Source organism: Christiangramia sabulilitoris, from assembly GCF_007050985.1.
Lineage (GTDB): Bacteria > Bacteroidota > Bacteroidia > Flavobacteriales > Flavobacteriaceae > Christiangramia > Christiangramia sabulilitoris.
Map to the genome: position 1 here is coordinate 497,958 of NZ_VHSF01000001.1, position 12,049 is coordinate 510,006.

General features: G+C 38.9%; 17 protein-coding genes. 13 read left to right on the forward strand and 4 right to left on the reverse strand.

Annotated features, from left to right (window positions below; translation table 11 throughout):
• The first annotated feature begins 28 nt into the window (after positions 1 to 28).
• Positions 29 to 988, forward strand: coding sequence for a hydrogen peroxide-inducible genes activator (locus tag FGM01_RS02255; protein WP_143409502.1), 960 nt, complete (start codon positions 29 to 31; stop codon positions 986 to 988).
• Positions 989 to 1,017: 29 nt separating this feature from the next.
• Here the strand turns inward: FGM01_RS02255 and FGM01_RS02260 are convergent, their stop codons facing one another.
• The 3 genes from FGM01_RS02260 to FGM01_RS02270 all read right to left on the reverse strand — a co-directional run bounded on the left by FGM01_RS02260 (position 1,018) and on the right by FGM01_RS02270 (position 2,693).
• Positions 1,018 to 1,215 (reverse strand): hypothetical protein, encoded by a 198-nt coding sequence (locus FGM01_RS02260; protein ID WP_143409504.1) that lies wholly within the window; start codon positions 1,213 to 1,215, stop codon positions 1,018 to 1,020.
• A 132-nt stretch (positions 1,216 to 1,347) separates the two neighbouring features.
• Complete coding sequence (locus tag FGM01_RS02265; protein WP_143409505.1) at positions 1,348 to 2,148, reverse strand: TIGR00266 family protein; 801 nt, start codon at positions 2,146 to 2,148, stop codon at positions 1,348 to 1,350.
• Positions 2,149 to 2,228: 80 nt separating this feature from the next.
• Positions 2,229 to 2,693, reverse strand: a complete 465-nt coding sequence (locus FGM01_RS02270) for a DUF4442 domain-containing protein (protein WP_143409506.1) — start codon at positions 2,691 to 2,693, stop codon at positions 2,229 to 2,231.
• Positions 2,694 to 2,858: 165 nt separating this feature from the next.
• Here FGM01_RS02270 and FGM01_RS14685 point away from each other — a divergent pair, with 165 nt between their 5' ends.
• From FGM01_RS14685 to FGM01_RS02295, 7 genes are all read left to right on the forward strand, one after another.
• Positions 2,859 to 2,987, forward strand: coding sequence for a hypothetical protein (locus tag FGM01_RS14685; RefSeq protein WP_262710771.1), 129 nt, complete (start codon positions 2,859 to 2,861; stop codon positions 2,985 to 2,987).
• 29 nt (positions 2,988 to 3,016) lie between these two features.
• Positions 3,017 to 3,556, forward strand: a complete 540-nt coding sequence (locus tag FGM01_RS02275) for a DUF4870 domain-containing protein (protein ID WP_143409508.1) — start codon at positions 3,017 to 3,019, stop codon at positions 3,554 to 3,556.
• On the forward strand, positions 3,553 to 3,897 hold the full coding sequence (locus tag FGM01_RS02280; protein ID WP_089664992.1) for a PadR family transcriptional regulator: 345 nt from the start codon (positions 3,553 to 3,555) through the stop codon (positions 3,895 to 3,897). The genes FGM01_RS02275 and FGM01_RS02280 overlap by 4 nt, the downstream gene beginning before the upstream one ends.
• Positions 3,890 to 5,647 (forward strand): PspC domain-containing protein, encoded by a 1,758-nt coding sequence (locus FGM01_RS02285; RefSeq protein WP_143409509.1) that lies wholly within the window; start codon positions 3,890 to 3,892, stop codon positions 5,645 to 5,647. Before FGM01_RS02280 ends, FGM01_RS02285 begins: the two co-directional genes overlap by 8 nt.
• A 2-nt stretch (positions 5,648 to 5,649) precedes the next feature.
• Positions 5,650 to 5,805: a hypothetical protein gene (locus FGM01_RS14485; RefSeq protein WP_166435173.1), complete on the forward strand. Its 156-nt coding sequence runs from the start codon at positions 5,650 to 5,652 to the stop codon at positions 5,803 to 5,805.
• A gap of 65 nt (positions 5,806 to 5,870) precedes the next feature.
• Entirely contained in the window at positions 5,871 to 6,713 is an 843-nt protein-coding gene (locus FGM01_RS02290; RefSeq protein ID WP_143409510.1) for a GIN domain-containing protein, read from the forward strand.
• 140 nt (positions 6,714 to 6,853) lie between these two features.
• Positions 6,854 to 7,156 carry a hypothetical protein gene (locus tag FGM01_RS02295; RefSeq protein ID WP_143409511.1) on the forward strand — a complete coding sequence of 101 codons (303 nt, stop codon included), beginning with the start codon at positions 6,854 to 6,856 and terminating at the stop codon, positions 7,154 to 7,156.
• Between the two features lie 63 nt (positions 7,157 to 7,219).
• On the opposite strand, the gene trxB is transcribed toward FGM01_RS02295, so the two are convergent.
• Positions 7,220 to 8,212, reverse strand: coding sequence for a thioredoxin-disulfide reductase (gene trxB, locus FGM01_RS02300; protein ID WP_143409513.1), 993 nt, complete (start codon positions 8,210 to 8,212; stop codon positions 7,220 to 7,222).
• 157 nt (positions 8,213 to 8,369) lie between these two features.
• On the opposite strand from trxB, the gene FGM01_RS02305 reads away from it, so the two are divergent.
• From FGM01_RS02305 to FGM01_RS02325, 5 genes are all read left to right on the forward strand, one after another.
• Positions 8,370 to 9,011, forward strand: coding sequence for a trimeric intracellular cation channel family protein (locus FGM01_RS02305; RefSeq protein WP_143409514.1), 642 nt, complete (start codon positions 8,370 to 8,372; stop codon positions 9,009 to 9,011).
• 53 nt (positions 9,012 to 9,064) lie between these two features.
• Positions 9,065 to 9,778 (forward strand): LytR/AlgR family response regulator transcription factor, encoded by a 714-nt coding sequence (locus tag FGM01_RS02310; protein WP_143409515.1) that lies wholly within the window; start codon positions 9,065 to 9,067, stop codon positions 9,776 to 9,778.
• A 160-nt stretch (positions 9,779 to 9,938) separates the two neighbouring features.
• The gene (locus FGM01_RS02315; protein ID WP_143409516.1) at positions 9,939 to 10,703 is read left to right on the forward strand and encodes a hypothetical protein; all 765 of its coding nucleotides are present in this window, start codon (positions 9,939 to 9,941) and stop codon (positions 10,701 to 10,703) included.
• A gap of 4 nt (positions 10,704 to 10,707) precedes the next feature.
• Positions 10,708 to 11,145 (forward strand): YybH family protein, encoded by a 438-nt coding sequence (locus FGM01_RS02320; RefSeq protein ID WP_143409518.1) that lies wholly within the window; start codon positions 10,708 to 10,710, stop codon positions 11,143 to 11,145.
• A gap of 115 nt (positions 11,146 to 11,260) precedes the next feature.
• Positions 11,261 to 12,049, forward strand: a complete 789-nt coding sequence (locus FGM01_RS02325) for a hypothetical protein (RefSeq protein WP_143409519.1) — start codon at positions 11,261 to 11,263, stop codon at positions 12,047 to 12,049.

Below are 12,049 nucleotides of genomic sequence, written 5' to 3' on the forward strand. Positions count from 1 at the left end.
ATACCTTTGTAATAGCAAATCAGTTCACATGACTATTACCCAGCTTCATTACGTACTTGCCGTAGCCGAGCATAAAAACTTTACCAAGGCTGCCCAAAAGGTTTTTGTTACCCAACCCACCTTAAGCATGCAAATCCAGAAACTGGAGGACGAGCTGGAGGTTACTATTTTTGATCGTACCAAAAAACCTATCCAGCTCACAGAAGTAGGTGAAAAAATTGTTCAACAGGCGCGTAATATTGTAAACGAAAGCGACCGCATCCTGGATATCGTCGATCAGCAGAAGGGCTTCATCGGTGGGGTTTTTAGATTGGGCGTGATCCCAACCATAATGCCAACATTATTACCAATGTTCATTGGTAGTTTTATAAAAAAATATCCCAAGGTAAAACTTAAGATCGAGGAACTTCATACAGAGGCCATTCTGGATAAATTAAAGGAAGGACATCTGGATGCGGCGATTGCAGCGACACCCCTGGAAATTGAAGGAATTAAAGAGAATGTTCTTTATTATGAACCTTTTGTACCCTATATCCCTTCTGCCTTTGATACCATAGAATCAAATAAAATAACTGTAGAGGATCTGGACATTAATAAGATTTTATTGCTGGAAGACGGGCATTGTTTTAAGGATGGTATCCTTAATTTATGTAAGGCATCCAGAGATTATGGTGATGACCAGTTGCAACTGGAAAGTGGAAGTTTTGAAACCCTGATCAAACTTGCCAATGAGGGACTGGGAATGACGCTTCTACCCTACTTACATACGCTGGATCTCAAAGAAGCAGAAAAAAAGAACCTGAAAATGTTCAAAGATCCCGTACCAGCGAGGGAAGTAAGCCTTATCTATAACAGAAGTGAACTGAAGATGCAAATCATTGAAGCGATAAGAAGCACTATTGCCGGCGTGGTAAAAGGTGCGATCACCTTTCAGAATGTAAAGATCATAAGCCCTCTCAATAAAAAGAAAGAATATACTACCAATTAAAAAAAGCGGCTAAAAGCCGCTTTTTTTTTCTAAGTATTTAAATAAATTAAACATTGATTCAATTCTGGATTCTGTTTGGTTAGGTCTACTATCCACAATCTTAATTCCTCGATTTCGTGAGGAAGTAATCTCTGAATAGCTTTTTTAACTTCCCTGCAGAACAAATTAGCATCAAAACTTACCTTGGCAAGTACAGTTTTGGTGTATTCAAACATCGCTCGCGCCATAATTTGAAGTTGATTTAAATTGGGTTAAATTGATAAAACAAGTAAAGCTTTACTATAGGCAGATATCATTTACGCCTTATAAATATAGGAATCCCATTCTGTTTTAACAATTAAATTAAAATTTTAACAATTCTAAAAACGATTATCACCGCTTAAAACATCGCCAATCCCACCAAGGATACTGCCTTCGCCTTTATCTTTACCTCCACCCTGTGGTGCAGCCTGGTGTATCCTGCTAGCCAGTCGGCTAAAAGGTAGTGACTGGATGTAAACCGTACCCGGCCCGGTTAAGGTTGCAAAGAACAATCCCTCGCCGCCAAAAAGGGTATTCCTGATTCCTCCCACGAATTCTATATCATAATCTACGGTTTGCGTAAAGCCAATGATACAACCGGTATCTACTTTCAATTTCTCACCGGATTGTAATACTTTTTCTGCCATAGTTCCTCCGGCATGCACAAAAGCCATTCCGTCACCTTCTACTTTTTGCATGATAAATCCTTCACCTCCAAAAAAACCTCTTCCAAGTTTTTTACTGAATTCAATCCCTATAGAAACTCCTTTCGCAGCACAAAGAAAGGCATCTTTCTGGCAGATGAATTTGCCATTAAACCTGGTAAGATCAATAGGGATCACCTTCCCGGGATATGGTGAAGCAAAACTTATTTTTTTCTTACCCTGTACTTCGTTAGAAAAAATGGTCATAAAAAGACTTTCTCCTGTTAGGAGGCGTTTACCGGCACCAAGGACCTTGCCCAGAAATCCTTCGTCCTTTTTGGAGCCATCGCCAAAAATGGTATCCATTTTAATACCATTATCCATCATCATGAAATTACCGGCTTCAGCCACAACAGCTTCGTGAGGATCCAGTTCGAGCTCCACATACTGCATTTCCTCTCCGAAAATCTCGTAGTCTATTTCGTGTGCATTCATATTTTAAGTTTTAGATTAAAGTGGTTAGCTTTAAAAATTTGATAATTCACTTATGGTTAATAAAGCCCTCAACAAATCACTTATTGCCTGGGGCTTTTAGCTTTTACTGTCCATTCAAATTCAAATACAGCTACTTCTACTCCATCCTCGTTGATTCCAACAGATTTCATCCAAAAGGTTTGTCCCTCTCCGTTATCGAGGGTGCGCTGAAGGGCTTCCTTTACTTTGTGCCCGTCATAACAGGTGAATTTGATTCTACCGGTAGCTTTTTTGGTGAATACTGCTTTATTCTGTGCCACAAGCATGGAGATCTTTTTTTCAGACTCCTGGATCTTATTCATCACCAATGCGCCTGTACTAAGCTCTGCAGCCATTGCCTGAACTGCAAAATACATGGAGTTGAAAGGATTTTGATTTATCCAGCGATGTTTTACCCCAACTATACATTCGGTTTGATTTATATGTTTTACCCTTACTCCACATAACCAGGCACTTGGTAATTTCAACATCAGGAAGGAGTTCAATTTTGACGGGGATAGCTTCATTTATTAGGTTTTTGATTCAATTCTCCATAAAAGTAAGAAATAAATACCGTCCTTCAATTCTTAATTTTTTGTTAATTTTCAGTACTATGTGTTGCATAATACCTTCTTTTAGATATATATTTGTATAAGAATCTAATAGGTTATAAACTCATCAATTAAATCATCATGAAAAAATCATCTCACATCAGGGTCATGGATCTTTCAAAAAACGAAACATCTACATTCACCAAACCGCAGCTCTATCTGGCCGTAGCATTTATATACATCTATTTGCTCACCGCCATATTCTTTTAAGGTCAATCCAATTATAACGAACTAAAAAAATGAACACAGAAACCATCAATAAGAACACAACCTTGACTACCATACTTCATCTATCGGTATTCACAAAATATTTCATTCCGCTTGGGAACTTCATCTTTCCCATGCTGTTATGGTTATCCCGTAAAAAGGATTCGTTTGTAGATCATCACGGAAGAAATGCTCTGAATTTCCAGATTAGCATGTTTCTCTACAGCGTTTTCATAATAGCGATAGGTATAGCAACATTTATATATTTTGGGATGAAGTTCGCCATTGGGGAGCCTCACTTCTTTGAAGTGGATTCCTTTGTGATCGAAAATTTTGCAGATGCCCTGCCCTTTTTCATCATTGCAGGGTTACTGGGAATAATTTTATTAGGTCTTTTTATACTGGAGCTGTTTGCGGTCATCAACGCAAGTATTAAAGCCAGTGAAGGCCAGTTATACAATTATCCCCTAACCATCAATTTTTTAAGTCTGGAAAATCCAGACGACACTAATCATCAATTTAATCAATCAGAAAATGAACAGTTTAATGACACCCAAAAACAAACACTATGAAGATTGAAAATACAAAAGCCCAAATGCGTAAGGGTGTACTGGAATACTGTATTCTCTCGGTTTTACGGGACGAAGACGCCTATGTGGCAGAGATTCTGGACACTTTAAAAGACGCAAAGCTACTGGTAGTGGAAGGAACCATTTATCCCCTTCTCACCAGGCTGAAAAATGCAGGACTTCTCAATTACAGGTGGGAAGAATCTACCAGCGGGCCACCAAGAAAATATTACGGGCTTACCGAAACAGGAAAAATATTTCTCAGGGAATTAACAGGAACCTGGGAAGAACTGCAATCTGCAGTGAATATCGTAACCACTCAAAAAAAGAAAAACCATGAATAAGACAGTAAATATAAATCTTGCCGGCACTTTCTTTCATATAGATGAGGATGCCTATGCCAGACTTCAACGATATCTGGAAGCAATAAGGCATTCATTTTCGAATACGCAGGGTCGGGATGAGATCATCTCAGACATCGAAGCTCGTATTGCTGAATTATTTAATGAAAAGATCAAAAATGACCGTCAGGTGATCAGCATAAAAGAAGTAGAAGAAGTCATCACTATCATGGGGCAACCCGAAGATTATATGGTAGATGAGGAAATCTTCGAAGATGAACCTAAAAGAACCAAAACCACTAAAACCGTTGGAAAACGATTATTCCGTGATCCTGAAAATGGTTATGTAGGTGGAGTTTCATCGGGATTGGGACATTACCTTGGAATTGAAGCCATCTGGGTTAGATTGCTTTGGGTATTGCTTACCATATTTTCCAGTGGGGCATTTATCCTGATATATATTGCTTTCTGGATCTTTGTTCCTGAAGCTAAAAGCACAGCAGATAAACTGGCTATGCGCGGAGAGGAGGTAACCGTCAGCAATATCGAGAAAAAGATACGTGAGGGTTTTCACGAGGTTTCAGATAGTATAAAAAATGTAGACTATGAGAAATATGGTAAGCAGGCCAGCGCCGGTGCCAGCTCTGCAGCTACAACCCTTGGTAATATTATCAAGTTCTGTCTGAAACTATTTGTAAAATTCGTAGGCATTATGTTATTACTTATTGCCGGATCCACGCTTATAGGTCTTTTTGTTGGCTTGTTCGCTATAGGTACATTTGGTATAATTGACGCCCCATGGACAGATTATATCGATGTGGTGAACAGCGGTGCTCCTATCTGGCTTATTTCATTACTGGTATTTTTTGCGGTGGGTATACCTTTCTTCTTCCTGTTCGTTCTAGGATTGAAGATCCTGGTCAAGAACCTCAAATCTATTGGTAGAATTGCGCTGCTTACATTACTGGGATTATGGTTATTTTCTATCATAGGCCTGTCTGTAGTTGGAGTAAGCCAGGCCACCAATAGAGCTTTTGACGGTGAAGTTGCCAATACTGAAAGGCTTGCGATCACCCCCAATGACACTGTTTTCCTTAGAATGAGACATAATAATGAGCTTACCGGGAAAACATGGAAAAGCTCAGATTTCAGACTAGCTTTTGATGATAATAAAAAGGTCATCGTTGGCAACGATATCAGGCTTATTGTGAAATCTACCAAGGATTCCCTGGGGAAGATCGAAATCCTGAAGTCTGCTGAAGGAAAAGATTTTCAGGATGCAAAAGAAAGAGCAGGAAATATAGAATATTCCACCAGCCTCATTGGTAATGAACTATTACTGGATAGTTACTTTACTACAGAATCCAGCTATGGTTACCGCGACCAGGAAATACAGGTCACGGTTTACCTGCCGGAAGGTTCAACGCTTTTTGCAGATGAAAACACTTCAACATTTCATCGAAATTATGAATCTTACGGAGACATTTTAATTAGTGGTGAGGAAGGTCATTATCTTCAGATACTGGAAAATGAAACCCGTTGTGAAGATTGCCCTCTAGATAGCTGGGACGATGATGACAACAACTGGACAGAAGATCGCGATGATATGGATACCAGCGATGATTTTAATGCCAGGATCGACGTTAATGGAGAGGAATTGAATATCAAAATTAACGATGAAGGGGTAGAAGTAAAAGACCGTGACGGTGATCGTTTAAAAATTGAAAGCGGAAGAATTCAGAAAAACAATTAATCATGGGTGCGCTCGTAAATCTTGTAATTGGTTTTATAATGGGGCTTTTATCTGCTAACCAGATAGAAGAACCAAAGACAGCTCAATACGAGTTCCAGAAAGAATCTTTAGAGATATTTCAGAGCCTCGAGAAAAAACAGCAGAGACTGGAATCTTAACTAAAAAAAGCAAAAGCCTCCAATTGGGGGCTTTTGTTATATTTGATATGAACTAAACCCGATACATGTTAAAAAAACTACCTTTATTATTACTTATAATATCATGCTACTGTGTGGCCCAGGACAAAATCAAAGGCAGCAGAAATGTCAAAACCGAACAGTACGACCTTAGCTCCTTCCACTCCATTGAAGCCAGCGGAGAATTTAAGATCGAGATCCTAAGGGGTTCAAGGCCCCAGGTGGAGATCAAAGCAGACGACAATTTGCATGACTTTATCAAAACCGATGTTGTTGACGGTATACTTTACATCAAACCATTCAAAGAATTTGCACGGGAAAAATCCCAGGAATTAAAGATCACTTACGCTGATACACTAAAGAGGATCATGTTGGAAGGCAAAGTAGAATTCAGTTCGCTGCAAGACCTCAACCTGGAAGATTTCAGATTAGAAACCAGTGGAGATTCCAAGGCTTACATTACCCTGAAAGCAAAGAATTTCGATCTTATTCATCGAGATGGAGCAAAAGCCGAATTGAATATAACATCTGAAAATGTGAATTTTCAGCTGAACCAATCTTCAGATCTAAAGGCGCTGGTCAATGCCAGCATCTTTAATGTTGATATTTACGAAAAAGCTTCGGCCAGGATCGAAGGCGAAATAACTGAATTGAACCTGCGGGCAGACCAATCTTCTAAATTTGACGGGGAGAACCTAAGTAGTATAAAGGCTGAAGTGCTCAGCCAGGGGAATTCTGAGGTCAGGGTGAATGTTAGTGACACCCTGAATGTGAGAGCAAAGGGAAAAAGTGAGATAGATGTCTACAACAAGCCGGTGGTTAACCTCCTGGAATTTGAAGATGAAGCAGTTATTGCTAAAAAGGAATTTGGCAAGGGTATTTTTAATTAAAGATGCGGATTGCTAAAGTTTTCAAAAATAGTAACTGATGATCACCGAAATAGATAATTTTACTATATAATTTCAAAGCACCAAACCTATTATAACCAATTATTTCTGGGAGCGGTTGCGAGAGTAAATTTAAATAGACTATGAAATACTTATTTAAAAGCAGTTTGTTTTTACTGGTACTAAGCCTGGGGTTTGAATCCTGCAGAAATGCGGAAAACGAAGAAAGCGAAAGATCGGAAGTTCAGCAAATGATGGAAGATCCTGATAATAAGGTGGAAGTTAAAGATGGTGGTGACAAAATAAAAATTGAAACCCCTGAAGGTGACGAGATCAAGATCAAAAGAGATAACGGGGAGTACAAAAAGAAAGTTGACCGTGCCAGCGGAGCCGAATCTAAGGTAAAAATAGACGATGGTGAAGTTAAAGTGAAAACCGACAATTAGGTTTTAGTAACAGAAACAAAAAATCCCGCGAAATGCGGGATTTTTAATTTTTCAGAAGCTGATCTATACGGTCTCAGGCCTGGTTTGAGGTCTTTCAATATCCTCTTCGGTTTCAATTTCTGCAAGATACCTTTCAGCATCTAGTGCTGCCATACATCCTGTACCTGCTGCAGTAACAGCCTGACGGTAAATTTTATCCTGCACATCACCAGAGGCGAATACTCCAGGAATGTTGGTTCGGGTAGATTTATTTTCGGTGATGACATAACCTGTCTCATCCATATCCAGCCAATCCTTGAAAATATCGGTATTTGGTTTATGTCCAATGGCTACAAAAAATCCGGTAATCTTAATTTCTTCCTTCTCCCCTGTCTGGTTATTCACCATTCTTAAGCCTTCTACCACCTGTTCTCCAAGTAATTCGTCAACTTCAGTATTATATCTTAGGTCTATGTTCTTGGTATTTTCAACACGATGCTGCATTGCTTTGGATGCTTTCATATAGTCCTTGCGCACCAGCATGGTTACTTTATTACAAATATTAGCCAGATAGGTAGCCTCTTCAGCGGCAGTATCTCCACCACCAACTATAGCCACATCCTGACCTTTATAGAAAAATCCATCACAGACCGCACAGGCAGAAACTCCACCACCTCTAAGTCTTTGCTCACTTGGAAGACCCAAATATTTAGCTGTTGCGCCGGTAGAAATAATAACGGCTTCAGCTTCGATCCATTTATTGTTATCTACACAAACACGATGAATACCACCAAATTCTTTGGAGAAATCCACTTCGGTGACCATTCCAATTCTAACTTCGGTACCAAAACGCTCTGCCTGTTCCTGCAGATCCATCATCATCTTAGGTCCATCAATTCCCTGAGGATACCCCGGAAAATTATCCACTTCAGTAGTAGTGGTAAGTTGACCGCCCGGTTCAAGACCGGTATACATTACCGGTTTAAGATCTGCACGGGCAGCATAGATCGCCGCCGTATACCCGGCAGGTCCCGAGCCTATAATCAAACATTTTATTCTTTCTGTAGTATCACTCATCTTGTTCGTTTTTCACTGTATAAAAGTAGGCAGTTTCCTGGAAAACTTACACCTGTTGTTATTAAGATCCTTTATTTGTTAATAAACCAATAGAATCATAGGCAGAATTTTCTTCTGGCCAGAGCAAATTTAAAAGATAAAATTACCTTTGCCAAGTATGGAATTGAGTTTGTTCAACATACTGGATATATTGGGAACCATAGCGTTCGCCATATCTGGCGCCCTTTCAGCAATGAACCGGCGACTGGATCTTTTTGGAATATTTATAATTTCATTCGTTACCGCTATTGGAGGTGGAACCGTAAGGGATATATTAATTGGCAATACCCCGGTTTCATGGATGCAGAACACAGTGTACGTTTACCTTATAGGTATAGTTACCATTTTTGCCATTGTTTTCAGAAATAAACTGAATTATCTCAAAAAATCACTTTTTCTCTTCGATACCATTGGGCTGGGAGTTTTTACTATTACGGGAGTAGAAGTAGGAATACAGAATAACCTGGATCCTATAATCTCTGTGGCGCTTGGCGCCATGACCGGAACTTTTGGTGGAGTAATAAGGGATATTCTTTGTAATGAGATCCCGGTAATCTTTAGAAAAGAGATCTACGCCACGGCCTGCTTAATAGGAGCACTTGCTTATGTAACCCTGTATGATCTTGGTGTGAATGCAGACGTTATATACCTGGTTACCTCACTTACGGTTATTAGCATCAGGCTGGTTGCGGTAAAATATCATCTCACCATGCCTTCCTTTTATCCGGTGCATCCAAAGAGCAGTAAAAGAAGAATGTAACATCTACCTTATTGATTTTCAATAGTTTCAGTATCTTTATAAAAATTTACTGCATGGCCAGGCCTGAAAAAATTATAATTGTTGAAAATGATATTCCCATTGCTGCGCGATTATCTCTGCAATTGAACCGTCTGGGTTATAATATCACCGGTATTTTTTCCAGGGCCAAAGATGCCTTACACTTTCTGGAGCAGGAGGTTCCTGATCTTATTCTTTTAGATGATCAATTAAAAGGACAGTTGAACGGAATTGAAACCAATAGAATAGAAAATAAAAAAACCAGCTCACCTGTGGTTTATTTTAACAAACGAACTGCAGACACTCTGGACAGGATCATTCCTAAATCTTTAAGATCACGAAAAAAAAGGTTGCAGAAAGAGGTTAAAGATTCACTGAAAAAAAATAAGCCGGGACAAAACGGCGAGATCTACAAAGAAAGTGCACACTGTATTTTAAAAGACCGCATTTTTGTTCGCCATAATGATAAAATGGTGCGCATTTCTTTAAACGACATTCATTATATCGAGGCAGACCGTAACTACTGTAAGGTTTATACTAAGGACCGTAAGTATCTCCTGGTCACCACACTCAAGGAAGTAGACGAAAAACTTTCTGATAAAAGATTTCTCAGGATTCACCGCTCCTATATAGCGAACATATCTCATATCGATGAAATTGGGGGCAATCATGTAGTGATAAATTCGCATTCACTTCCGTTAAGTAAAAATATGAGACCAGAGCTTTTCAAGCACTTACAGGTAATTTAACCTCCTCTGCCGGAATAAGAAGACTTCTTTTAACAAAATTTTAGCTTCGGTAAAATTATATGCCCTTTCGGAAAATTTTAAGGCCCGTCTGTCCATTAAACTGATTTCAAGAGAGTTATACTTCCTAAATTCCATCTTTATTAACCAAAAGATGAGACCAATGAAATCAATTAAAACACTTTTTACAGCAATTTTCGCCTTGCTTTTTATGGGATTTACTTCCTTTTCTCAAAGTGACCGCTATCAAATGTTCGTAGTACATGAAGACCATGTAAAAAAGGATATGATAGAAAAACACCATGAAGCAGACAAGAATATGGTGAAACTCGCCACCCAGCATAATATGGATATGGAATGGCTCGCATTTGCCGGAGATGAAGGCAGGCTTATGTATCTAACTGCCATTGATAATATGGCCGAACTTGATAAAAATCCCTTTGCAGATCTTCAGAAAAAAATGGGAGATGAAGAATACAAAAAAATGTTTGACGCATACGATGATACCTATACTAAGCACGGAGATTATATTATTAGACTGGATAAGGAATTATCTTATATGCCAGATGGAATGACACAAACGCCTGAAGGTGAAGACTACAGGGCACTTATCTATTATCACATACCACCGGGTAAGGAAGATCAGGCTGAGGAACTGGCGAAAAAAGCTAAAAAGATATATGAAGATAAAAATTCTAACCTGCACTACCGTCTCTACAAGAGTGGATTTGGTACTATGGGCAATTATTATATGGTAGCTGTTTCCGCGAAAAGTCCCGAGGATCTGGAAATGAAAATGAAAAAGAATGATGAAGTTCTTGGTGAAAAACGCCAGGAGTTGATTGATGAGATCGAGAAAATATTTCCAGAAAGAGAAACAGTTACGGGTTTTATAAGACAGGATCTTTCATACTTAAATAAAAAATAAGACCATGAAAAATTTAATTCTTTGCATTTGCATTAGTGTCTTTATCGTTGGAACCACCCTGGGCCAGTCTGGCAACAAGGAACTTGAAAAATTAAGAAACGGTTATATAACGGCCTTAAAAAATTCTGACACTCCGGTTATCCTGAAAATGTATGCCGATGATGCTACCATACATCATATAGATGGAACGTTGTATACCGGGACCAGTGAGATCAAAGGATTATATGATCAATTCTTTGAAAAAAACAAGGCTGAAATAAAGTTTGAAAACATCTCTGAAGATGAATTGGCTGATGGTGTTCTTTTTTATCACGACAAGGTTTTTTTAGATCTGGATACTGAAGATGAGACGGTGCTACTGGAAGTAGTGAATATTGCCGAAAAAATCGATGGTAAGTGGCGAGTGACGAAAAGTTACCGCTGGCCTATCCCGGGAAAATAAACTCTGATATTTTAAATTTTGACCGCCCTACCCTTAACTGAATGGTTATCCATTCAACCTTTACCTGCCTGATGTGTGGTGACATTTATTAATAACTAATTCAAATATTCTAATTATGAAAATTAAAAGTAGACTAACCAGTTTTCTGTTTATTGTTGGCTTGGCTCTGGGCATGAGTGCTCAGCAGGGTCCCAACCAGGCTTTCTGGGTTCATGAAGACCAGGTAAAACCATCTATGATGAATGAATATGAAAAAACTTCTAAGGAACTTGTAGAAGCCTGTAAATCGAATAACATCTCAGATATTAACTGGACGGTGGCTTCGATGAACGACGGGACTTATCTTTCTATTACTCCTATCAAGGGAATGTCTGATATTGAAAATATGAACTTTAATGATCTAAGGGAAAAAATGGGCGATGAATCTTTTAGCAAGATCTTTGAGGATTTCGACAAGTGTTATGATAAACACGGAGATTACGTGACGATCCTAATTCCGAATCTTTCCTATATGCCAGATGGTCTAAGCACCAGTACACCAGGGCAGAATTATCGTGTATGGCACAGAATGGATGTATCTCCTGCCAACGTTCAGAAATTCCAGGCCAAGATGAAAGAACTTAAAGATATGTTTGCTAGTAAGAATTCCAAATTACCCTACCGCGTTTACCGAAGCGGATTTGGTAATATGGGAGATTCCTTTGTGGCTGTATTATCTGCCAAAGACGCTATGGATTATGATTCCAGATCTACAGAAAATCAAAAATTACTTGGTGAGGAAGGTGATAAACTTTTTGACGAACTTTTTGATTACGTAGATGCTTATTCCGTAAAAAGAGGAGGAATGAGACCGGACCTAAGTTACCAGCCGGCAGGAGAAGCAAATAATAACGCAAAAGATTAA